Below are 23,172 nucleotides of genomic sequence, written 5' to 3'. Positions count from 1 at the left end.
AAGGAAGTAACCTTATGAGTCAAGAAACCGCTTTGGGTGCAGCACTGAAATCTGCTGTACAAACCATGAGCAAGAAAAAACAAACCTACATGATTGCCGAGCATATCTATCGTAAATACGATGTATTTAAACATTTCAAACCTTTGGCAATTGGCATTGATCAGGACTTAGTTACTGCCCTGCCCCAGTATGACCCTACCCTGATTGCCCGTGTTCTGGCCAACCACTGCCGCCGGCCACGGTATATTAAATCTTTGGCGCGCGGAGGCAAACGCTTTGACCTGAATAATCGCTTCAAGGGTGAAGTGTCACCAGAAGAACAGACTATCGCCAAACAGCATCCTTCCATGCAGACCACCAAACCGGTGCCAGCAAATGATGCACTAGCTCCTGCAGCAGATTCTGAAAACAGTCACAACAGTGACGGCGAACAGCCGCAAAACTAATACCTGTTAACTACCGACACGAGCCTCAGGCTCGTGTTTTTTAATATCATGCTCTCAGACAGTCATTGCCATCTCAATCATAGCCCACTTGTCGACAATCTGGCACAAGTATTACAACAGACTGGCGAAAAAGGCATTAACCACTTCCTTGTCCCTGCAACCTGTCCTGATGACTGGTCAATCACCCTTCAGCTAGCACAATCATATTCTCAGATATACGCCGCCATTGGTATACATCCCTGGTTTGTAGCCAGTTATAACGAGTTAGCACTCAGCCAGCTCGAACAACTGTTACATCATCACCCACAGGCACTAATCGGTGAAATCGGACTGGATTTTGCACGTGCACATAGTTTAGTTGATAAAAACCTACAGATTAACTGTTTTGAAGCCCAGTTACAGCTGGCAAAATCGGCACAGCGGCCTGTCATCATTCATCATGTCCATGCCACCGATGCCTGCTTACACAGTATCAAACGCTGTCGTTTTACCTATGGCGGTATTGCACACGCCTTTTCTGGCAGCATGGAAGAAGCTCAGGCATGGATTAAGCATGGCTTTCTGATTGGTGTCGGCTCCCTGCTACTGCGCCCACAAGCAAAAAAAATTCGCCTCATCGCCGAAAAACTGCCTTTACAGCACATGGTTATTGAAACCGATGCCCCATATATGTCACCACTACCACATCAGAACAATAGACCGGAGAACTTACGCCAGATTGCAGAAACCATAGCCAGCTTGCGAAATGGACACTGGCAGGATATTGCCAACATCACCAGTGAAAATGTACTCAAAATTATTCCAGCACAAAGCTGAATATTAAGAAATCAATATTATTCTGGGCATTCTAGTAATAAGCCTGCAACCAGCTTAAATACAAAAATCTGATTGATTGCCCCATGCATATAGTTATTTTTAGCAGGCAGCAATTAAGTAACATCACTCAAACCCACACAGGCCATTTACCTCTTTTTCCTCACAACAACTGAAATCTGACCAATTCCAACTCCACTACATTATAGAAATAAAAACAGGGGGATATTTCCCCCTGATATGTACAATAATCCAGTAGCCTAGAAATTAACTTGTGCGCTGACATTATAGCGGCGGCCATCCAGAGTACGACCATAATCCTTCTGATCAACCCTCTTATCAAAGATGTTATAGATACCACCACTGATAATCACATCTTTCTTCGGTTTGAATACCAAACCTGTATCTACAAAACTATATGATGGCTTACCAATCGCCATTGAAGTACGGGACAGATAATCTGAAGTTCTGCTACGGAAATTCCATCTCGCCCAGCTGGAGAATTTTTCATTCGCATTCCAGTTTAGCGTCGTATTAAACATATTCTTCGGCATCTCATTCAGCGGTTTGCCACTAAACTGGCCACTCTTCTGCTCACTATGCGTATAGGTATAGTTGGCAGACCAATCAATTTTAGGGGTGATTTTCCAGCCAAACGTTGCTTCTACACCGCGCAATACCGCCTTGTCCACATTCTCACGCTGGCTGATAAAATCAAAATACTCATTACGCCATGAGCAGGCATTCGAACCGGCTTTACCCTGGCAGGTACGAACTTCCGTTATCTTGTTTTTAAACTTCGTATAATAAGTGGTCACCCCAGCAGATAAATTACGGTTATTATCCCAGTTAAAGCTGATTTCAACATTATCCGATTTTTCCGGCTTCAGATTGGAATTACCCACAATGATACCATTAGAGTAACCACCACCGGTTACCTGCCCCCAGCCATCTGAAGCTGCCCGTAAAGCAGGTGCTTTGTAACCACGTGAATATCCACCCTTGACTGTCCATTCTTTAGTGGGCGTCCACACACCATATAGTTTGGGCGTTACCTCAGAGCCATAATTCTCATCATGATCCAGTCGCGCTGCGGCAGTCAGAGCAAAAGTTGGCACAATACGCCATTCGTCCTGCCCAAAAATTGCCCACGAATCACGTTCCAGATGATTTAAACGTCGTCCATTAATGGTAAGCTGATTACCTGAATCATTCAGCTCTTCACGCTGCCATCTTCCGCCGACACTCAGCGTATGCTTGTTTAAACGAAACTGAGTCTGGGTATTAAAAATCGTATTTTTCTCATGCATATCACGTGAAGGATTATCGTTTTCCTCACGCTGTACATATGACTGCGTATCAATATTATTGTAATAGCCACGATGAGTAACACTGTACTGATTGCGATCATACAGAGTGTAATCGTCAGTCGGCTTTTTCCCTCTGCGTGGTGCCGTGTCAATAGTTTTGCCTACCTTACCATTGCGATTCTGCAGACTGCGGCTTACTTCCAAATCAACCGTGTTTCTATCGTCCGGGGTCCATGACAGCACAAAATCCCCATCACGCATCCGCTGTTCCTTATATCCACCGATAAATTTATCTTCATCCCGGTGAGAATATCCCCCACTGGCGCGAATACCTAAGCGGTCTTCAATTAATGGACCAGAGACATAAACACTGCTTTGCAATGTATTACCACTATTACTGTGCTGCTGTATTGTTGCATCCGTTTTAATTGAGCCAGTCCAGTCGGCAGCCGTTTTCTTGGTAATAATATTAATTACCCCACCCATGGCATCTGAACCATATAAAGCCGAAGCTGGACCACGAATCACCTCAATACGCTGTATAGCAGAAATTGGTGGCATCCAGCCCTGCTCAATACCTGGACCATCGGAATTAGGACGAACAGCACGCGAATTCACCCGTTTACCATCAATCAGCAACATCGTATACGCACCAGACATACCACGGATACTGATATCCTTGGTACTGCCACCACCAGTCACTACTACCCCAGGAACATCCTGCAAGGCATCAGTAACATCGTGATACTCTTTTGTTTCCAGTTCCTTGGCATTTATCACAGTAATCGATGCAGCTGCATTTTTGGCCTGCTGTTTAAACCCGGAAGCAGTCACCACTACATCTTCCAATTCTGCATCTGCAGCATATAACGGGGAAATTAAAGTAGAAAGTAACGCCAGCGAAAAAGAATGATGAACCAGTTTACGCATACGAAGATAGACTCCTGATAATTATTGTTCCAGCAAAAAAATCAAATAAATTATTAAGTTAAAATCAAATTAAATGATAATAGTAATCATTCATTAATTTAACATAAACATACAGAAAAAGCATTAAATTTATTGACAAAACACAGAACAGGATTGCAAATGAAACAGGCAGGAAGGCCCACTACTCAAACAATTATAAAATAACTGATAAACCGATTAACCAATCAAACTCACCAATAGATATATATACCGTTATTTCTGCCATAAACGGCAAACAAATAAAAAATCCCTGAAATTAATTCAGGGATTTTTTGAATATGGCGGAGAGTAAGGGATTCGAACCCTTGATACAGGTTTTGCCCGTATACTCCCTTAGCAGGGGAGCGCCTTCGACCACTCGGCCAACTCTCCGTTGAGAAGAGCGAACTATACTTAATCGACGCTTAACTGTCAAACAAAATTTAAAACCCAAAAGCATAAAACAGACTATTAATTTCTAATATACTAACAGTAAAAGATATTTTCTTTACACCAGCAACATGTATCAGACACGACACAGAATTCATTAAAGCTTCAGCGGCAAATACCTCAGGTACCAAACCAAATGGCACGATAGATTTAGTACCTATAGGCCAACTACTTAATAAATAAACCTTAGTTATGTAACCCAGCCACACTATTTACCGTTTTAATTTATCAGCACAGCACATGACTGTTCTTTCCCACTCTACAGCCAAAACCAAGTGTAAATTACCCTGTTCACATACTCAGCCTTCGGTATAATACAAAGTTTAACTACCTGACCAAGCTGCTGACTGGCAGGCTTATTGTTTGTACCATTTACCACACAACAATATAAAAACCTAAAAAATCTGGAGACTTGCATGAGTGCAATCATTGACATCTTTGCGCGTGAAATACTTGATTCACGTGGTAATCCTACGGTTGAATGTGATGTTTTACTTGAATCTGGCGTAATGGGCAGAGCTGCTGTGCCTTCCGGCGCTTCTACCGGTGAAAAAGAAGCACTGGAACTGCGTGATGGTGATAAACAACGGTATCTGGGCAAAGGCGTATTACAGGCCGTAGAAAATGTTAATAATGAAATTGCACAGGCACTTATCGGTATAGATGCCAGCGAACAAAGTTACATCGATCAGATTATGATTGATCTGGATGGTACTGATAACAAAGGCCGTCTTGGAGCCAATGCCACTCTGGCTGTATCACTGGCCGTTGCGCGTGCGGCAGCTGAAGACGCCGGCTTACCCTTATACCGTTATATCGGTGGTGCCGGCCCGATGTCCATGCCAGTACCCATGATGAATGTGATTAATGGTGGCGCACACGCCAATAACAGCCTAGACATTCAGGAATTCATGATTATGCCTGTAGGCGCTGAATCTTTCCGTCAGGCCTTGCGTTGCGGTGCTGAAGTCTTCCATCACCTGAAAAAATTATGCAATGACAAAGGCATGTCAACCAGTGTCGGCGACGAAGGGGGCTTTGCACCGGATTTGGCCAGCCATGAAGAAGCAATCAAGCTGATTCTGTCTGCGGTGGAAGCAGCTGGTTATACTCCCGGCAAAGACATTGTATTGGCACTAGACTGCGCATCCAGCGAATTCTACAAAGACGGATATTACGCATTAACCGCAGAAGGACTCAACCTGACCAGCGCCGAGTTTGTTGATTATTTAACCGAACTGGTTAACAAATATCCAATCGTGTCTATTGAAGATGGTATGAGTGAGCACGACTGGGACGGCTGGAAGCTATTAACCGAACGTCTGGGCAAAAAAGTCCAGCTGGTAGGTGACGACCTGTTTGTAACCAATCCGGCTATTCTGAATGAAGGCATTGCCCAAGGACTGGCCAATTCACTACTGGTTAAAGTAAACCAGATTGGCACTCTGTCTGAAACACTTAAAGCCGTAGACTTAGCCAAACGTTCAGGCTATACCAGCGTAATGAGCCATCGCTCTGGCGAAACAGAAGACAGTACCATAGCTGATCTGGCTGTTGGTACCAACTGTATGCAAATCAAAACCGGTTCACTCTCACGTTCTGACCGCATTGCCAAATACAACCAATTGCTACGAATTGAAGAAGAACTGGGTACTGCTGCCTGCTATCCGGGTAAAAAAGCGCTCTATCAGCTCAGCTAATCCGGTTACAGGTAATATACTAATAGGCAAATGAAATGAAGTGGGTAACCTGGGTACTGCTATTCGCACTGGCGGGTTTACAATACAATTTGTGGATGGGGCATGGTGGCTGGCATGACATGTTGAAACTGGAACGCGGCGTCATTGCTCAAAACGCCAGTAATGAAGCCCTGATACAGCGCAATCGTGCCCTCACTGCTGAAGTCAAAGACCTTGCCAACGGGAAAGATGCAATAAACGAAATGGCACGCGACAAATTAGGCTATATACAGAATGGCGAAGTATTTTACCGTTTTGTACCCTCCGGCACTCTGGCAGCAATAACAGATAATTCGGAATCCGCGTCCAACAGATAATCGACTCTGACACTTCATAAAACCAACAGCTTTTATTACTGAAAGCTGTTGGTTTTATTTTATATCGAAAAACTCCAGTATTATTTATTCCAGATATACAATTGAGACAGACTAATAATATTCAACTTTCCATAGCATGGTTGTATCTATGCCACAGATATTAGCATTTTTATCTTAATATCAGCATATAATCAAAATAATCATAGCTAATATAGTTATCCATTAGTATGATATTGCTGAGTATAATCAAGCGAACGCAGTGGTAGTGCACCTATCATCAAAGGTAAATATATGATTTCTATCCATGAACAGAGTTACGGTTTGAGTGTTGTACTGCACAACGAATTTACACTCGGAGACTTTCGTCAACTGGAAGAAGCATTATTAAAAGCCATTGAGCAGGTGCAATTTCCCAATCTGTTGCTTGATATGAGCCAAATGAAAGACTTTACCGTTGACATGGCTTTAGAACACCTCAGATTTTTACGCCAGCATGCGCATGATTTTGGCCGTACCGCCATTATCGTAGACGATATCTGGATTCGGCTTGGTGCACGATTTGCCAATCTATTAACGTTGCAAAGACCCAAATATTTTAATGACAAACACACAGCACAGAAATGGCTGGAGCAAAATGTACAAAATTCAGGCGTAATCGGCAGCAATAACTAATCAATCATCATTATTAATATACCAGATATAAACAATACTGAAAGCAAACCAAGTCTGGAATAATACGATTAATTACTGAAGAATTCAGATAAATTAAAGCTGCTGTACCCAGCTAGAAATGGTTTCTGCCAGTAATTCTGGCTGCTCTAATGGCAACATATGCCCACTATTTTCAATTATCTTCAGAGTAGCCTGTGGTATAAATTCCTGCAATTCCTGCGCCTCATCCAAAGAACGCATCTGATCCTGTGCAGCTGCAATAATCAGGGTTGGACATGAAATCTTTTGGTCAACTGGTGTTGCCCGGTTTAATAGCGACTGCCTGCTTAATACATCAAACCCCAAACGTTCACTCATGCGCCTAATTCGGGTTATCAGTACCTGATTATTTTGATTATCCGGCCGTAAAGTCTGAACAATGGCCTTATGGCCCAGACCACGAAAATGCAGATGTTGCTGAATCTGTAAAGTATTGAGCTTGGCTGTACGTTGCTCGGGTGTATCCTCGCGTAACGAAGTAGCAATTAATACCAGCGCGGCTACACGCTGCGGATATTTGGCAGCCAGAGCCCGCGCGACATACCCCCCAAGCGAGAATCCAACTAATACAAAACGTTCTGGAGCACTGGCCGCAATATCATCTGCCATAGCGTCAATACTGCCTCCATTTGCCAGTGAAACACACTTTACAGACTGGGGCACAGCCAGAGCGGCCAGCACATCATCCCATAGTGTTGCATCCAGCATAAAGCCAGAAATACATACCCAAGGTAATAACTCTTTAGTCACCATAATCGCAATACAACCATTCAACAATTAATACTATTTTATATTTCAGTAGAGCAGTACAGTTTGGACAAAACTTACCTTCCTATCTGTAAACTGATAAAATCTGGCAAACAGATACTATTAAAAATATTGCAAAGCCAAACTGGCTATCACTGTATCTTAGCATCCAATCTGGCACATAAAGTTATGTCCGTATAAACTTTTCACATACTTTATATTTTACATAGACTTCAGTCTATTTAGATCGATTTACTGATGAATTTCTGCCAATACTTCTTGTATATACATGAAATTAAATATTTTTTCCCCAGAATACCCATACACTTCGTCTTTAAAATTACACGAACCTTACTGTAATTTTTCATCCTCTGTTAGAAGCAGTTCCAACCGCACTATCAGTTTTCAGCCCAATCTTAAATAAAACAAATTGTCATGCAGATTCACCAAATCTATCCTGCCGAACAATAACCATAAACTTCACTCTCACCAAATCCCAATAAAAGCTATATACATAAAAGTATTTAGAGATACCAAAAGAGATCACCCAATCAAAGCCAGACAACTACCTTTTTTACATAGCCAAATGAATGAATATTTTGGACATAAGAATTTTTTGCCTAATATCGATACCGGCCTGCCTGAATATACCGTATTAGTGTTTATTATTTTCATAAAACACTAACATAGTAACATTGACTTAATACATTTGATATTGCAAAATTAAACTGCTATTTATAAATATCAATTGATTTTGAGGAAACAATGACAGATAAATTTACCTTAACCAGTCCAGAATTTAAACATGGTGATACCGTTGATTCCTCCTATCAAAGTGACCGTGATAATCAGTCCCCTGCCCTGATATGGAAAAATGCACCGGCACAAACCAAAAGTTTTGCGATTCAGTGCCATGACCCTGATGCCCCTACTGGTGGCGCTGGCTGGTGGCATTGGATGGCCATCAACCTGCCCAAAGATTTAACTGAGCTGAAGCGCGATGCTGGTGCTGAAAATGGGCAGCATTTACCTGCCGGTTCACGTCAGCTACGCAATGACAGTGGAACTTTAGGTTATTCAGGCTTTTATCCGCCTGAAGGCACCCCACCACACCGGTATATTTTTACCATCTATGCCTTAGACACCGATAAAATTGAGCTACCTGCTGATGTAACTACCAGCTGCACAGGATTCGTAGTCAATAGTCATGTTATTGCCACAGCTTCGATTACGGTTTACTATGGCCGCTAACATGGCATTTTAATGTACCAAACCAGTAACATAACAAAAAAAGAGATTGATCAATTATGATCAATCTCTTTTTTTGTTACAACCTCAATCCTCAATCGGTTTTTCTTTAGCTACCTTGTCAATCAGGTGCGAAATACTCATGCCCCGTTCAAGCGAATCATCATAAACAAATGTCAGCTCAGGTGTGCGGAATAAAGTGATTCGCCGTGCCAGCTCACTACGTAAATAGCCTCTGGCCTGTTCCAATGCCTCTTCAGTAACAGCACGGGTGCTATCATCCAATACTGTATAATAAACAGTAGCATGGCTGTAATCACGAGTTACTTCAACTTCATTAATCGTAATAAAACCAGCCCGGGGGTCTTTCAGGCCAACACGTACCAGTTCGGCCAGTTCACGCATAATCTGCTCTTTGACACGATCCTGACGTGCATAACCACGTTGGGGTTTACGCATAATCATTCCTTTCTGTGATCAGGCCAATAATTCAGGCAGCCCGAAAAAACATCCAGACTGCCTTGTAACACTTAAATATGCTTAAAGCTTACGGGCAACCTCAACCACTTCAAAAGCCTCTAGCTGATCGCCTTCGACAATTTCATTGAAGTTTTTCAGCATCAAACCACATTCAAAGCCCTGACGTACTTCCTTAACATCATCTTTAAAGCGTTTTAATGAAGAGAGCTCACCAGTATGGATAACCACATTATTACGGATTAACCGAACATGCGAATCACGTTTAATTAAACCATCCGTAACCATACAACCAGCAATATTGCCAACCTTGGATACCGTAATTACCTGGCGGATTTCCACCGTACCAATCACATTTTCTTTCTGCTCCGGTGCCAGCATGCCACTTAAAGCTGCTTTCACATCATCGATAGCATCATAGATAATGTTGTAATAACGAATTTCAATTCCTTCATGTTCAGCCAGCTTACGCGCAGTTGCATCAGCACGAACATTAAAGCCAATGATGACAGCACCAGAAGCAATCGCCAGATTAACATCAGACTCACTCACACCACCTACACCACTGTGCAGTACATCAACACGTACTTCATCAGTAGACAGTTTTCGCAAGCTACCAGCCAATGCTTCATAAGAACCCTGAACATCCGCCTTGATGATAATCGGCAGGCTTTGTGCCTGATTTTCACCCATGTTGTTAAACATGTTTTCCAGTTTGGCTGCCTGCTGTTTCGCCAACCGCACATCACGATATTTACCCTGACGGAACAAGGCAATCTCACGGGCTTTTTTCTCATCTGCCAGTACAATGAAGTCTTCACCAGCATTAGGCACATCAGACAGACCCAGAATTTCTACCGGAATAGACGGACCAGCGGTAGTAATGGTTTTACCATTTTCATCCACCATAGCGCGTACACGACCAAAAGTCGTACCCGCAAGCACGATGTCACCCTTACGCAGAGTACCACTTTGCACCAGCAAGGTAGCTACCGCACCGCGTCCCTTATCCAAACGTGATTCCACCACAATACCTTTAGCAGCCGCATCTACAGGTGCTTTCAGCTCCAGCACATCTGCTTCCAGCAGTACTGCTTCCAGTAAGGCATCAATATTCGTACCCTGTTTAGCGGAAACATCAATAAACTGCACGTCACCACCCCAAGAATCAGGCACTACTTCGTGCGCAGTTAATTCCTGACGAATACGTTCCGGATTGGCACCGTCTTTATCAATTTTATTGACGGCCACCACCAACGGCACCTTAGCCGCTTTGGCATGAGCTATTGCTTCGATAGTCTGCGGCATTACCCCATCATCAGCAGCAACCACCAGGATAACGATATCAGTAGCCTGAGCACCGCGGGCACGCATAGCAGTAAACGCTTCATGTCCCGGCGTATCCAGGAAAGTAATCACACCGCGCGGCGTTTCAACATGGTAAGCACCAATATGCTGAGTAATACCACCAGCTTCACCCTGTACTACACGGGCACGGCGAATATAATCCAGCAAAGAAGTTTTACCATGATCCACATGCCCCATTACTGTAACTACTGGTGGACGTGGCAAGGCTTCTGCCTCAGTAACCGTGGTGTCTTCGTCCAGAAATGCCTCAGGGTCATCAGCTGCTGCCGCTTTACCAATATGTCCCATCTCCTCCACAACAATCAGGGCTGTTTCCTGATCCAGTGACTGGTTAATGGTAACCATCATACCCATCTTCATCAGCGTTTTGATAACTTCCGCAGCCTTAACTGCCATTTTGTGTGCCAGTTCAGCAGCAGTAATTGTCTCCGGCACCAGCACTTCGTGTACCACAGGTTCAGTAGGAGCCTGGAAAGCATGCTGATTCGGTTCCAGCTTGAGCTGCTTCTTGCCACCTTTTTTACCACCACGTCTGCGGCTGTCTTCTGCATTGCCTACATCAGTTGAACGACGGTTTTTACCACCACGTGCAGATTTTCCTTTCGGCATTTCATCTTCACGCTGACGACGCTGCTCATCTTTCTTGCGCCGTCCGGCTGCTTCAGCACCGGACTCTGCAGCTTTAGGTGTGCTAGTACTGGTTACCGGCTTCTTCTCACTCGGCTTAGCTGAACGTACTTCGGCAGTTTTCTGCTCACTGGCAACCTTACTTTCGTCCTTGGCCTGCTGCTTGGCTGCTTCGCGCCGTGCCTGACGTTCCTGCTTCTGTTTCAGCAACATTTCACGATGCGCGCGCATGGCTTCGGCACGTCGAGCCTCTTCATCGCGCTGAGCCTGCTCTTCAGGGCTGATAATCGGCTTGGACGCTTCTGCTACCAAGGCAGCCAAATCAATTTTTTTCGCATTGCGGTTACGGTTGCGCTTAGATTTATGCTGCTCATTTTTGTCTGCTGCTTTTTTGTCAGCAGATACTTCGGCAGTTTGCGTAGCTGCTTCAGCCTGTTGCTGTTTTTCAGTTTGTTGCTGTTTCACTTCCTGTTTTACCACTTCTGTCTGCACAGACTCCACTTTCGTTTTCTGTTCGGTTTTACTGGCCACAGCCGCTGCTTTTAAACGTGCGGCCTCAGCTGCTGCTGCGGCAGCAGATTCTTCCCTGCGCCGCGCTTCAGCCTGCTCTGCAGCAGCTTTTTTCGCCTGTTCCTCAGCTTCAGTATCTGCCTTTACCGGCTCTGATTCTGGTTGAGAAGGTGCCATTTTTTCTTCTGCCGGTTTGGCTTCCAGTTCTTCAGGCGACACGGCAATACGCCGCCGCCGGCGGGTTTCAACTTCAACACCACCAACCGTACTTTTCTCAGCTGGCTTTTTACGATTCAGCGTGATGGGACCGGCAGACTGACTACCATTAGACTGCTTTAAATAAACCAGCAACTGTTTTTTGTCTGCAGCAGTCAGTTTATCTGATGCTGCCTGTTTATGTACCCCTGCTTCGGCCAACTGCTCCAGCAACCTTGTAGTTGATAAATGCAGTTCCAAGGCAAATTGTTCTACAGTTATTTGATTACTCATTCGCGTACCCTCATACTTCGTCAAACCAGTGGGCGCGTGCTGCCATCACCACTTTCTTGGCGGTTTCCTCATCAATGCCTGTAATCTCAATCAGCTCATCTACTGACAGCTCAGCCAGATCATCACGGGTTTTAATCCCCTCATTGGCCAAATCATGCAGCATTTCCTGATCCACACCTTCAAGATTTTTCAGCTCTTCGTCCATGTGCTCCAGTTTTTCCTCAGAAGCAATGGCAAGGGTCAAAATGGCATCACGGGCACGATTGCGCAACTCTTCCACCGTACTTTCATCAAAACCCTCAATTTCCAGCATCTCCTGAACAGGTACATAAGCCACTTCTTCTAAACTGGTAAATCCTTCCTGTACCAGTACCTCGGCCACATTTTCATCCACGCCGAGATTGTTTATAAAGAGCTCACGTACTGCTTTATCTTCTGCCTCGTGGCGTTCCTGCGCCTCTTCCACCGTCATGATATTCAGCTGCCAGCCAGTCAGTTCAGCTGCCAGACGTACATTCTGTCCGCCGCGCCCGATAGCCAGTGCCAGCTGATCTTCTGCCACAATCACGTCAACTGAATGATTGTCTTCATCAATCAGAATACGCGTTACTTCAGCCGGGCTCAGTGCATTAATCACAAACTGGGCAGTTTCCGGTGACCACAGCACCACATCAATGCGCTCACCCGCCAGCTCTTCCGTTACCGCATTCACACGTGACCCACGTACCCCGATACAAGTACCCTGCGGGTCAATACGGGCATCATTAGACTTCACCGCAATTTTGGCGCGTAAGCCCGGATCACGGGTTACTTCCTTGATTTCCAGCAAGCCATCTTCAATTTCCGGCACTTCCATTTCAAACAGTTTCAGCAGAAATTCGCGCGAAATACGGGTCAGAATCACCTGACTGCGGTTACCAATCTGGTCTACCCGTAAAAACAGAGCCCGCACCCGGTCACCATTACGGAAGTTTTCGCGCGGAATCATCTGATCGCGCGGCAGCAAAGCTTCCAGACGGCCAATTTCCACGATTGCACCATGTCGTTCAACGCGCTTAATCGTTCCCAGAACCAAACTATCCTTGCGTTGCAAAAACTCATTTAAAATCTGCTCACGTTCTGCATCACGAATACGCTGCAAAATTACCTGCTTGGCAGTCTGGGCTCCAATCCGGCCAAATTCCACATTTTCAATTGGTTCTTCATAATATTCACCAATCTGTAATGTCGTTCCCGGAATTTCTTCCTGAATCTCTTCAATGGTTTTCTGAATATCAGGATAGGTATAATCCTCGTCAGCCACAATCAGCCAGCGGCGAAAACTACTATAATCACCAGTATTACGGTCGATAATCACCCGCACATCCATATTTTCGCGCTCGGTTTTTTTCTTTGCCGCACTGGCCAGAGCAAATTCCAGTGCGCTAAATACCACTTCTGTATCTACGTTTTTCTCACTCGCCAAAGCTTCAGCCAGTAGCAAAATTTCACGACTCATTTAATTCTCCTTGCAAGCCTGTGCTTACAACAATATGAAAATTCAATTTAAAAATCAAATTCTGGCTTCAAACGTGCTTTATCTACATTTTGCCATTCAATTAAAACGGTTTTACCTGCCGCCACCGCAGCACGCTTGGCCCGACGTACTTCATTAGCCTCTTCCAGCGTGATACTGATCAAATCATTCTCATCCATACCATTAATCCGGCCGATAAAGTTTTTCTGCCCATCAATAGGCAAACGTGTTTTAATCTTGGCCAACTGTCCAGCAAAGCGCGTAAAATCAGCCGGTTTGGTTAGCGGACGATCCAAACCGGGGCTAGAAATTTCCAGACGCTGATAATCAACATCTTCTACTGCCAATACTCGGCTCAAGTGATTGCTTACCGCAACACAATCATCCAGAGAAATGCCACTTTCTGCCTTATCAATAAAGACACGCAAATCTCCCTGTGCAGTCAGCTCATAATTCACCAGCTCATAGCCCAGACCCGGCAAAGTTTTTTCCAAAATGCCCTGAATATCCATCTGTGCTCCGTAAAAACAAAAAAATGGCCTCAGGGCCATTTCTCAATAATTCGAAAAATTTCTTTATTTTAACCCATTGTTGAAAAAAAAGAAACTACCTGCCATTATCTATAGCAAACATTAATATTAATTAGCGCAAGCATATCAATCAATTGCATCAGCAGCTCTGTATAATTATTTCCACCAAGACCCGCCAAATCCCGTCATAACCATTTGTTAATCCATAAAATACTGAATAACACATTCTTAAAATAAAGTTAATCACACCCTGTTTGATTTATCTAAAGATTAAAATAGTATTCTTACCACCAATACATAAATGCAAAAAACAATCTGGATTAGCCACCATCAGCCCATGACTAATGATCAAAAAAATCTATAAAAACTTACGTATAAGGGATTGGCTAAACTTAATGTTAAGACTAAACTGCACTCCCTGATAACTATATAATGAGGTACATAAATGCGTATACAGTTTTCTGCCAATACCGCAATGACACTTGCTGCATTGGGTATTGTCTATGGCGACATTGGCACAAGCCCACTGTATGCCTTAAAAGAAAGCTTTCGCGCTTCAACAATAGCACCCACCGAGGCAAACGTATTAGGTTTTGTCTCACTAATCCTGTGGTCACTGCTACTGATTGTTACCCTCAAATATGTTTTATTTATCCTGCGGGCAGATAATAATGGTGAAGGCGGTGTTGTGGTACTGATGCAGCAGGCAATGCGGCATCTTAAAGGCAAACCTGCATGGATTGTCATGATGATGGGGCTCACCGGTACCGCACTCTTCTACGGTGATGCCATGATTACTCCAGCAGTATCCGTTCTCTCTGCCGCAGAAGGCTTAACTGTAATCAACGAAAGCTTCCGGCCATATGTCATGCCAATAGCACTGGTGATTCTGTTTGCACTATTTCTGATCCAGAAAAAAGGCACACATAAGATTGGTACACTGTTTGGCCCCATCATGCTGATATGGTTTAGTGCCATTGCACTGATAGGCCTGTATCAGATAGTACAGGCACCGACAATCATACTGGCTTTCAACCCCTATTACGGCATTAAATTTGCCATTAACCATGGCTGGGATGGCTTTATCGGACTGGGCTGTGTTGTACTGGCTGTAACAGGAGCCGAAGCCTTATACGCAGATATGGGACATTTTGGCCGCCAGCCCATTCAGACAGCTTGGGTAAAAGTGGTTTTACCCAGCCTCATCATCAACTATCTGGGACAAGGTGCCCTGATTCTGCACAATCCGACAGCAATTAACAATCCATTTTTCCTGAGTGCCCCGCACTGGCTACTCATTCCTTTAATCATACTGGCTACCTTTGCAACCATCATTGCCAGTCAAGCCGTGATTGCCGGCGCCTTCTCCCTTACACGTCAGGCAATTCAGCTTGGCTTTGCACCACGCATGAACATCATCCATACAAATAACGAAGAAATTGGCCAGATTTACCTGCCACTGGTTAACTGGCTGTTACTCGTAGCGGTCACTTTAGTAGTCTTGGTCTTTCACGACTCCGAACATCTGGCCTCTGCCTATGGAATTGCTGTTACCGGCACCATGGTCATTACCTCATGTCTGTTCTGTGTCGTCATGATTAAAAACTGGCGCTGGCCAATTCCACTAGCGTTACTGCTTACCTCAGTATTCCTGTGCTTCGATCTGGTTTTCTTTAGTAGCAACCTGCTCAAACTGATTCACGGCGGCTGGTTCCCGGTAATGGTAGCGTTGATTGTAGTCATGTTATTTTCTACCTGGCGTCACGGCCAGTTACAACTACACGAGGCGCAACAGAGCAAAGAATTCTCACTGGATAATTTTGTCGAAAATCTGCACGACTATCCGCCACAGATTGTCCCCGGCAACGCCGTATTCATGGTATCTGACCCATTCAGCATTCCGCGAGCACTACTGCATAACCTCAAACATAACAAAGTATTGCATAGCTATAACGTCCTGCTCAGCATCAAAACCAAAGAAGTACCTCACATTGCCGACAACGAACGCATTGCCATGAAACAGATTGGCCCGCGCTTTACCCGCGTTATTGCAAACTATGGCTTTCAGGAAACAGCCAATATCAGCCATATTCTGGCCTTAATGGCCGAACAGGGCATCACACTGGATACCATGGAGACATCATTTTTCCTTTCTCATGACAGCATCGTTGTAGCAGCCAAAACCAAACATGGCAATATGGGTCGCTTACGCGCCCGAATCTTTAAATGGTTATATAAAAACAGTGCCACCGCCAGTCACTACTATCATATTCCGGCCAATCGTGTAGTTGAACTGGGTGCACAAGTAGTCATTTAATCAGCCAAGCCGGCCATAAAAATCAGGAGAGAGAAGATATGAGTATTAAAATCGGTATTATTGGCGCCACAGGTTATACCGGTGTGGAATTATTACGCCTACTGGCACAACATCCGGCCGCTGAAATAATCGCAGTTACCAGCCGCAGTGCAGCAGGAACAGCATTAAGCGACTACTTTCCCAGTTTACGTGGTACTTATAACCATCTTATTTTTCAGCATCCTGAGCAGGCCAATCTGAATCAGTGTGACGTCGTATTTTTTGCCACACCAAACGGCATAGCCATGCAGGAAGCGCCATCCCTGCTGGCACAGGGTATAAAAATCATTGACCTGTCGGCTGACTACCGCATCAAAGATGTAGCACTCTGGCAGCAATGGTATCCATTTACCCATACCAGCCCAGAATGGATTGCAAAAGCCGTGTATGGTCTGAGTGAACTCAATCGTACCGCTATTGCTCAGGCCCAGCTCGTAGCCAACCCGGGTTGCTATCCCACCTGTGTTAGCTTGCCTTTACTGCCGTTACTACAACAACAATGCCTAGCCGATAATCAACCATTGATTGCCGATTGCAAATCAGGCGTGTCCGGTGCCGGCCGCAAAGCAGATACCGGCAACCTGTTTGCCGAATGCAGCGACAACTTCAAAGCTTATGGAATCAGTGGCCATCGACACTTACCCGAAATCAGACAAACACTTAACCTCTTACAGCCTCAGATGGGTGACAATCTCATTTTTGTTCCCCACCTTACCCCCTTGATTCGCGGCATGCATGCCACCATGTATATACAAATCAAAGATGGTCACAATCCGCATCAACTGATTGCTGACTATTATCGTACCAGCCCGTTTGTAGATGTAATGCCTACCGGCAGCATGCCAGAAACACGTACTGTGCGCGGAGCTAACCTCTGTCGCATCAGCGTACAGCCAGCTCCCCAGAACAATACATGGATTATTCTCTCTGTGATTGACAATCTGGTTAAAGGTGCTGCCGGACAGGCCGTACAGAATATGAATATCATGTTCGGACTGGATGAAACCAGCGGACTAAAACACATTCCCCTCTTGCCATAAACTACCGGCAGGATAGACAATCCGGTCTGCCCATATTTGCTAAAAGGATCAAGCCATGTCAGATACCGACATCGAAACACCAATTATCTTTACCGAAAGCTGCTGCACCAAAGTCAAAGACCTCATTGCAGAAGAAAACAACCCTGACCTGAAACTGCGGGTATTTGTAACAGGAGGTGGTTGCTCAGGTTTTCAATATGGCTTTACCTTTGATGAAATCGTTAACGATGATGATTTTGAAATCGAAAAAGATGGCTTAACTTTCCTGATTGATCCCATGAGTTACCAATATCTGGTTGGCGCAGAAATTGACTACTCTGAAAGCCTCCACGGCTCGCAATTTGTCATCCGCAATCCCAATGCCACCACCACCTGCGGCTGTGGTTCATCTTTCTCAGTTTAATAGCTAAATCTTCAAACTCAGATTATTGCCACACAAAGGTTCTGTCTAAATTCTCCCAGCCAGCCTGAACAGGCTGGTTAATTTATTTGTGCATACCCATAGCAAACAACTAAACCAAAAAAATAAACATTCAAATATAAAAAATTTCACAAATATTAAACATAATTGCCATATTCAAGAATAAGTAAAATAACAAGTTATTAACATTAAAAATTTTTTATAAAGTCTATAATCATTTGGGCAGCCAAAAGCAGTAAAGGCCTTTTTTAATAATAAATTAACAAGGAGCTTTACCATGAATCAGGATTTAAAAAAATGCCCGGTTACCCATCTCACTACAGATCAGGGCGCCCCAGTATCTGATAACCAGAATAGCCTCACCGCCGGACCCCGTGGCCCACTATTAGCGCAGGATTTATGGCTTAACGAAAGACTGGCTAATTTTGTCCGCGAAGTCATACCCGAACGCCGTATGCATGCCAAAGGTTCAGGTGCATTTGGCACATTCACCGTAACCCACGACATTACCCAATACACCTGTGCCAAACTGTTTAGTCAGATTGGCAAAAAAACCGAAATGTTCGTCCGCTTTTCCGAAGTGGCTGCCGAGCGCGGTGGTGGCGATGCAGAGCGTGACATTCGCGGCTTTGCCATGCGTTTCTACACCGAACAGGGCAACTGGGATTTAGTTGGCAACAACACCCCAGTATTTTTCCTGCGCGACCCGCGCAAATTTCCCGACTTAAACAAAGCAGTTAAACGTGATCCCCGCACCAACTTGCGCAGCCCTACCTACAACTGGGACTATTGGACACTACTCCCCGAAGCATTTCATCAAGTTACCATCACCATGTCTGATCGCGGCATCCCAGCCAGCTATCGTCACATGCATGGATTCGGTTCACACACCTTTAGCTTCATCAACGCCAACAAAGAACGCTTCTGGGTAAAATTTCATTTCCGTACCCAACAAGGCATCAAAAACCTCACCGACGAAGAAGCGGCCAACATCATGGGACAAGACCGTGACAGCCATCAGCGCGATCTATATAACGCTATTGAAAGCGGCGACTTCCCCAAATGGACCATGTATATCCAAATCATGCCTGAAGCAGATGCAGAAAAAGTCCCCTATCATCCATTTGACCTTACAAAAGTCTGGCCACATGGCGATTACCCGCTTATCGAAGTTGGAGAATTCGAACTAAACCGCAATCCAGACAACTACTATCTTGATGTCGAACAGGCAGCCTTTGCCCCAAGCAACCTCGTACCCGGAATCAGCGTATCACCAGACAAAGTATTACAGGCACGTTTGTATAACTACGCAGATGCAGCCCGCTACCGCGTTGGTGTTAACCATCATCAGATTCCAGTAAACAAAGCACGCTGCCCCGTATTCAGCAACCATCGCGATGGCACCACCCGCGTAGATGACAACTACGGCAGCCTGCCCCACTACGAACCCAATAGCTTTCACCAGTGGCAGGAACAGCCTGAATTCAGAGAGCCTCCTCTCAAAATTCATGGCGATGCCGATTTCTGGAACTTCCATGAAGACGATAACGACTACTTCAGCCAGCCACGTGCCCTTTTTAACCTCATGAGCGATGCACAAAAGCAGGTATTATATGAAAACACAGCACGGGCAATGGGCGATGCACCGGATTTCATCAAATATCGCCATATCCGCAACAGCAATGCCTGCCACCCAGATTATGGCGCAGGTGTAGCAAAAGCTTTAGGCATGACCGTAGAAGATGCCATAGCGGCGCGCAGCAGTGATCCGGCACAAGGCTGTGCGGTTTTAATATAAAACCGAACTACCAATCAAAAAATCCTTAAACAACCATGTTTAAGGATTTTTTGATTAAATACAGCTTAAAGTAAATCAATTCTTAAATAAAAACTTTAAAACTGATCAACTACCCCAATAAGCTGACACATTGGCCATCTGAGTCAGTTGCGGTATCTGTTCTGGCGAATTTAACCCACCTTCAATACCAGCAGTAAACCCTGCCATAGCTGATAACAGAGCCTGAACCTGAGCAGCAGTTCCATCCCAATCACCTGCAAAAGAACCACCTTGCTGCGCAGAACTACCTGCTACAGTATTGGCAACACCCTGTTCATAACCAGCATCAAAAACAGAAAAATTCCCATAACTCAAGCTATCAACATTCGAGTCACAATTAAAATTAACACTGTATTTTTGCTTTCCACTTTCAGCTAAAATAAAGGCGCGTTTCTTCTTCAGCTCTTCATAAGAAACACTCTGATCTTCAAATACAAAGTTAAATGCTCGGCTGTTTTTATTTTTATTATTGAAGTAATCCGGCAGCGTTACCGAATCTGCTGATCCATACGCCCGAATAATCAGATCATTGCCAGAACGGATAAACTTAGCATCGGCTAGATTAGCCCCCTTAAATACCAGATCATTACGCTGATTTTTATTTTTTTTATTCATATAGCCTAAATCATTAACCACATCCTGACCATGACCGGCTTCAAATTCATAACGGTCTTTTTCAAAGTTGCCGCCATTGAGAATATCATTACCGACACCACCAATAAGAATATCATAACCAGTACCACCGTTTAGAACATCATCGCCTGCACCTCCGATAAGAATATCCTTTCCTTGCCAGCCAGAAATAATATTATCTTTTTCATCTCCGCTCTGAGTGATGGCATAATCTTTTTTGATATCTTCCAAAGTAATGGTTTGATCATCAAATCCAAAGTTAAACGCCCTACTAAAGCGATTGTCACCATTAAAGTAGTCTGGCAGCGTTACAGAATCAGCTAATCCGTACGCTCGAATAACCAGATCGGTTCCAGAGCGAGTAAACTCTGCATCTGCTAGCTTAGCACCTTTAAATACAAGGTCATTACGTTTTTTCAGATTGGCTTCAGAATAATAGTCGTCACCTTTATCATTAACCACATCTTGACCATGCCCGGCCTCAAATTCATAACGGTCTTTATGCCAATCACCACCATTCAAAATATCGTTGCCTGCGCCCCCATTTAAAATATCATAGCCTGCGCCCCCATTCAGAATATCGTCACCTGCTCCTCCATTTAAAATATCATCGCCTGCTCCTCCGTTCAGAATATCATCTCCTACTCCTCCATTCAGGATATCGTTGCCGTTTTCTCCATTTAAAGTATCGTTGCCTTCGTCTCCATTTAAAATATCATCGCCACTTCCACCCCATAAAGTGTCATTACCCGCTCTACCGTTCAGAATATCTTTTCCATGCCAGCCAGAAATAACGTTATCTTTTGCATCTCCGCTCTGACTAATCGTAAAGTTCTCTCTGAAGTCTTGATAAGTGATGGTTTGATCATCAAATATAAAGTTAAATGCTCTACTATATCCGTTGTTCTCATTGAAGTAATCCGGCAATATTACTGAATCAGCAGATCTATACGCTCGAATAACCAAATTTGCGCCAGAGCGGGTAAATACTGCATCTGCCAGCTTAGCTCCCTTAAATACTATATCATTACATTTTTCCAAACATTCTTCAGTATAAGAATATTCGTAGTCTTTATCGTTAATCACATCTTGGCCATGCCCCGCCTCAAATTCATAACGATCTTTATGCCAATCACCGCCACTCAGACGATCGTTTCCAGTACCACCATTCAGAATATCGTAACCAGCTCCACCCGATAGAAGATCATTGCCCGCTCCTCCATTCAGAATATCGTTGCCTTCCCCCCCATTCAGAATATCGTAGCCGTCCCCCCCATTCAGAATATCGTCACCTGCTCCTCCATATAAAATGTCATCGCCTACGCCTCCATTCAGAATATCGTCACCTGCTCCTCCATATAAAATGTCATCGCCTGCGCCTCCGTTCAGAATGTCATTACCATCTCCTCCCCATAGAGTATCGTTGCCGTCTCCGCCATTCACAATCTCTTTTCCTTGCCCGTCAAAAATAACATTGTCTTTTCCGTCGCCACTTTCAGCGAAAATATAATCTTTTTTCATATCGTCATAAGTAAAAGTCTGATCATTAAATAGGAATTCATACGCTCTGTTATATCTTTTGTTATAGCTGCAGTAATCCGGCAACATTACCGAATCTGCTGATCCATGCGCTCGAATAACCAGACTGTCTCCAGAGCGAATAAATTTCATTATCCGTTTATCATCAATTAATTCAGAATTTGATGGTGCCGTTTCCTGATTCCATAAATATCTGGCCAGAATTTCATCCACACTTACTAAATCTTTTCCTGCATTCACATCATAAGGCATGTTAATACTCCTACTATGTAATATTTCAGACAAATGATTGAAATAAACAAACTTAAACTAATTAAAAATATATTATATTTACCATAATATCCTTTATTTTAGTAGACTTAAAAAAATATTTAATTCATTGCGTAAAATAAAATGGCTTGTATAAAATATCGCCGCAATTATTTAAATAAAAGGCATTGTTTGGCTTCTCGGATAATTCACGTTTATCTCCAGTTGTAAAATTGGTAACGCTTAAATAGAAATTACCACCCCCCCATGAATTAATATTTAGATTTTCAGGGATTTTCGACTCTTCTACAAATGTGCCCATATTATCTGCCATATAGTATAAAATATATTTTTTTCTATCTCTAGCCATACTAAATTATCTAGTACAGTACAACAATTCTTGCCATATATACTAGTTCCTTCAATGTTATCATATATTAGAATAAAATTTTTTAACTTAAACTCATTGTAAATACCCCATAGTTAGTACAAAACAGACGTAGAAAATCATGCTGCTTGTTTTAGTGTTTTATACTCAATCGGCGTCATATTATTTAGTGCTTCATGGGGTCTTTCGGTGTTATAAACTGTTAGCCATTCCTCAGTTACTTTCCTTGCCTGTTCCAGATTATTAAAAAGATATAAATCCAGTACCTCTGTACGGTACGAACGGTTAAATCGTTCAATAAAGCCATTTTGATATGGGCTGCCGGGGTTGATGTAATCTATAGTTATACCATGTGATTTTGCCCAATTAGTAAACGTGTTTCCGGTGAATTCCGGCCCATTATCTACTCGTATTTTTAGTGGATAACCATGATATTCGGCCAGTTTATCCAGATAACGGGTAA

Annotated in this window: 18 protein-coding genes, 1 tRNA gene and 1 pseudogene; 10 read left to right on the top strand and 10 right to left on the bottom strand. The window is 43.8% G+C overall.

Annotated features, from left to right (window positions below):
* Nucleotides 1-14: 14 nt before the first annotated feature.
* Together GYX26_RS07620 and GYX26_RS07615 are read left to right on the top strand one after the other, a co-directional pair.
* Nucleotides 15-354, top strand: a pseudogene (locus GYX26_RS07620) (ProQ/FINO family protein); the annotation flags it as partial.
* A gap of 125 nt (nt 355-479) precedes the next feature.
* On the top strand, nt 480-1,262 hold the full coding sequence (locus GYX26_RS07615) for a TatD family hydrolase (protein WP_174828759.1): 783 nt from the start codon (nt 480-482) through the stop codon (nt 1,260-1,262).
* A 257-nt stretch (nt 1,263-1,519) separates the two neighbouring features.
* Here the strand turns inward: GYX26_RS07615 and GYX26_RS07610 are convergent, their stop codons facing one another.
* Both GYX26_RS07610 and GYX26_RS07605 read right to left on the bottom strand, forming a co-directional pair.
* A complete protein-coding gene (locus tag GYX26_RS07610) occupies nt 1,520-3,499 on the bottom strand; it encodes a ligand-gated channel protein (protein WP_174828758.1) in 1,980 nt (659 codons plus the stop codon).
* Nucleotides 3,500-3,817: 318 nt separating this feature from the next.
* Nucleotides 3,818-3,910, bottom strand: a tRNA-Ser gene (locus GYX26_RS07605).
* A 473-nt stretch (nt 3,911-4,383) separates the two neighbouring features.
* Between GYX26_RS07605 and eno the strand changes: the two genes are divergently transcribed.
* The 3 genes from eno (at nt 4,384) to GYX26_RS07590 (ending at nt 6,695) form a co-directional block, all read left to right on the top strand.
* On the top strand, nt 4,384-5,667 hold the full coding sequence (eno, locus tag GYX26_RS07600) for a phosphopyruvate hydratase (RefSeq protein ID WP_174828757.1): 1,284 nt from the start codon (nt 4,384-4,386) through the stop codon (nt 5,665-5,667).
* Nucleotides 5,668-5,702: 35 nt separating this feature from the next.
* Entirely contained in the window at nt 5,703-6,023 is a 321-nt protein-coding gene (ftsB, locus tag GYX26_RS07595; protein WP_100090982.1) for a cell division protein FtsB, read from the top strand.
* 291 nt (nt 6,024-6,314) lie between these two features.
* Nucleotides 6,315-6,695, top strand: coding sequence for an STAS/SEC14 domain-containing protein (locus tag GYX26_RS07590; RefSeq protein WP_100113796.1), 381 nt, complete (start codon nt 6,315-6,317; stop codon nt 6,693-6,695).
* Nucleotides 6,696-6,788: 93 nt separating this feature from the next.
* Here GYX26_RS07590 and GYX26_RS07585 read toward each other — a convergent pair whose 3' ends face one another.
* Nucleotides 6,789-7,487, bottom strand: a complete 699-nt coding sequence (locus GYX26_RS07585; protein WP_174828756.1) for an alpha/beta fold hydrolase — start codon at nt 7,485-7,487, stop codon at nt 6,789-6,791.
* Between the two features lie 759 nt (nt 7,488-8,246).
* On the opposite strand from GYX26_RS07585, the gene GYX26_RS07580 reads away from it, so the two are divergent.
* Complete coding sequence (locus GYX26_RS07580) at nt 8,247-8,732, top strand: YbhB/YbcL family Raf kinase inhibitor-like protein (RefSeq protein WP_100090985.1); 486 nt, start codon at nt 8,247-8,249, stop codon at nt 8,730-8,732.
* 84 nt (nt 8,733-8,816) lie between these two features.
* Here the strand turns inward: GYX26_RS07580 and rbfA are convergent, their stop codons facing one another.
* From rbfA to rimP, 4 genes are all read right to left on the bottom strand, one after another.
* Entirely contained in the window at nt 8,817-9,188 is a 372-nt protein-coding gene (gene rbfA, locus GYX26_RS07575; RefSeq protein WP_100113794.1) for a 30S ribosome-binding factor RbfA, read from the bottom strand.
* A gap of 81 nt (nt 9,189-9,269) precedes the next feature.
* Nucleotides 9,270-12,200: a translation initiation factor IF-2 gene (gene infB, locus GYX26_RS07570; protein ID WP_174828755.1), complete on the bottom strand. Its 2,931-nt coding sequence runs from the start codon at nt 12,198-12,200 to the stop codon at nt 9,270-9,272.
* A gap of 10 nt (nt 12,201-12,210) precedes the next feature.
* Complete coding sequence (nusA, locus tag GYX26_RS07565) at nt 12,211-13,698, bottom strand: transcription termination factor NusA (protein ID WP_100090988.1); 1,488 nt, start codon at nt 13,696-13,698, stop codon at nt 12,211-12,213.
* A gap of 47 nt (nt 13,699-13,745) precedes the next feature.
* The gene (gene rimP / locus GYX26_RS07560) at nt 13,746-14,228 is read right to left on the bottom strand and encodes a ribosome maturation factor RimP (protein WP_100090989.1); all 483 of its coding nucleotides are present in this window, start codon (nt 14,226-14,228) and stop codon (nt 13,746-13,748) included.
* 463 nt (nt 14,229-14,691) lie between these two features.
* Between rimP and GYX26_RS07555 the strand changes: the two genes are divergently transcribed.
* From GYX26_RS07555 to GYX26_RS07540, 4 genes are all read left to right on the top strand, one after another.
* Nucleotides 14,692-16,563 carry a potassium transporter Kup gene (locus tag GYX26_RS07555; protein WP_238791252.1) on the top strand — a complete coding sequence of 624 codons (1,872 nt, stop codon included), beginning with the start codon at nt 14,692-14,694 and terminating at the stop codon, nt 16,561-16,563.
* A gap of 38 nt (nt 16,564-16,601) precedes the next feature.
* Nucleotides 16,602-17,642, top strand: a complete 1,041-nt coding sequence (gene argC / locus GYX26_RS07550) for an N-acetyl-gamma-glutamyl-phosphate reductase (RefSeq protein ID WP_174828754.1) — start codon at nt 16,602-16,604, stop codon at nt 17,640-17,642.
* A 55-nt stretch (nt 17,643-17,697) separates the two neighbouring features.
* A complete protein-coding gene (erpA, locus tag GYX26_RS07545; protein WP_100090991.1) occupies nt 17,698-18,045 on the top strand; it encodes an iron-sulfur cluster insertion protein ErpA in 348 nt (115 codons plus the stop codon).
* A gap of 295 nt (nt 18,046-18,340) precedes the next feature.
* Nucleotides 18,341-19,861: a catalase gene (locus GYX26_RS07540; RefSeq protein WP_174828753.1), complete on the top strand. Its 1,521-nt coding sequence runs from the start codon at nt 18,341-18,343 to the stop codon at nt 19,859-19,861.
* A 105-nt stretch (nt 19,862-19,966) separates the two neighbouring features.
* Here GYX26_RS07540 and GYX26_RS11595 read toward each other — a convergent pair whose 3' ends face one another.
* From GYX26_RS11595 to GYX26_RS07525, 3 genes are all read right to left on the bottom strand, one after another.
* Nucleotides 19,967-22,324 (bottom strand): calcium-binding protein, encoded by a 2,358-nt coding sequence (locus tag GYX26_RS11595; protein ID WP_174828752.1) that lies wholly within the window; start codon nt 22,322-22,324, stop codon nt 19,967-19,969.
* Nucleotides 22,325-22,448: 124 nt separating this feature from the next.
* Nucleotides 22,449-22,691, bottom strand: a complete 243-nt coding sequence (locus GYX26_RS07530) for a hypothetical protein (RefSeq protein WP_174828751.1) — start codon at nt 22,689-22,691, stop codon at nt 22,449-22,451.
* A 137-nt stretch (nt 22,692-22,828) separates the two neighbouring features.
* Nucleotides 22,829-23,172 (bottom strand): integrase core domain-containing protein (locus GYX26_RS07525; RefSeq protein ID WP_174828750.1); only part of this gene is annotated, 344 nt, incomplete at its 5' end.

The sequence above is a fragment of the Snodgrassella sp. ESL0253 genome, assembly GCF_013344965.1.
In the GTDB taxonomy this organism is placed as follows: Bacteria; Pseudomonadota; Gammaproteobacteria; order Burkholderiales; family Neisseriaceae; genus Snodgrassella; species Snodgrassella alvi_B.
This window is presented reverse-complemented; position numbering and strand designations above follow the sequence as displayed.

Coding starts and splice junctions, on each gene's coding strand:
- nusA (WP_100090988.1), bottom strand. CDS start 13,698: ATGAGTCGTGAAATTTTGCTACTGGCTGAAGCTTTGGCGAGTGAGAAA.
- rbfA (WP_100113794.1), bottom strand. CDS start 9,188: ATGCGTAAACCCCAACGTGGTTATGCACGTCAGGATCGTGTCAAAGAG.
- infB (WP_174828755.1), bottom strand. CDS start 12,200: ATGAGTAATCAAATAACTGTAGAACAATTTGCCTTGGAACTGCATTTA.
- GYX26_RS07530 (WP_174828751.1), bottom strand. CDS start 22,691: ATGGCTAGAGATAGAAAAAAATATATTTTATACTATATGGCAGATAAT.
- GYX26_RS11595 (WP_174828752.1), bottom strand. CDS start 22,324: ATGCCTTATGATGTGAATGCAGGAAAAGATTTAGTAAGTGTGGATGAA.
- erpA (WP_100090991.1), top strand. CDS start 17,698: ATGTCAGATACCGACATCGAAACACCAATTATCTTTACCGAAAGCTGC.
- ftsB (WP_100090982.1), top strand. CDS start 5,703: ATGAAGTGGGTAACCTGGGTACTGCTATTCGCACTGGCGGGTTTACAA.
- GYX26_RS07590 (WP_100113796.1), top strand. CDS start 6,315: ATGATTTCTATCCATGAACAGAGTTACGGTTTGAGTGTTGTACTGCAC.
- GYX26_RS07555 (WP_238791252.1), top strand. CDS start 14,692: ATGCGTATACAGTTTTCTGCCAATACCGCAATGACACTTGCTGCATTG.
- GYX26_RS07580 (WP_100090985.1), top strand. CDS start 8,247: ATGACAGATAAATTTACCTTAACCAGTCCAGAATTTAAACATGGTGAT.
- GYX26_RS07540 (WP_174828753.1), top strand. CDS start 18,341: ATGAATCAGGATTTAAAAAAATGCCCGGTTACCCATCTCACTACAGAT.
- eno (WP_174828757.1), top strand. CDS start 4,384: ATGAGTGCAATCATTGACATCTTTGCGCGTGAAATACTTGATTCACGT.
- argC (WP_174828754.1), top strand. CDS start 16,602: ATGAGTATTAAAATCGGTATTATTGGCGCCACAGGTTATACCGGTGTG.
- rimP (WP_100090989.1), bottom strand. CDS start 14,228: ATGGATATTCAGGGCATTTTGGAAAAAACTTTGCCGGGTCTGGGCTAT.
- GYX26_RS07610 (WP_174828758.1), bottom strand. CDS start 3,499: ATGCGTAAACTGGTTCATCATTCTTTTTCGCTGGCGTTACTTTCTACT.
- GYX26_RS07585 (WP_174828756.1), bottom strand. CDS start 7,487: ATGGTGACTAAAGAGTTATTACCTTGGGTATGTATTTCTGGCTTTATG.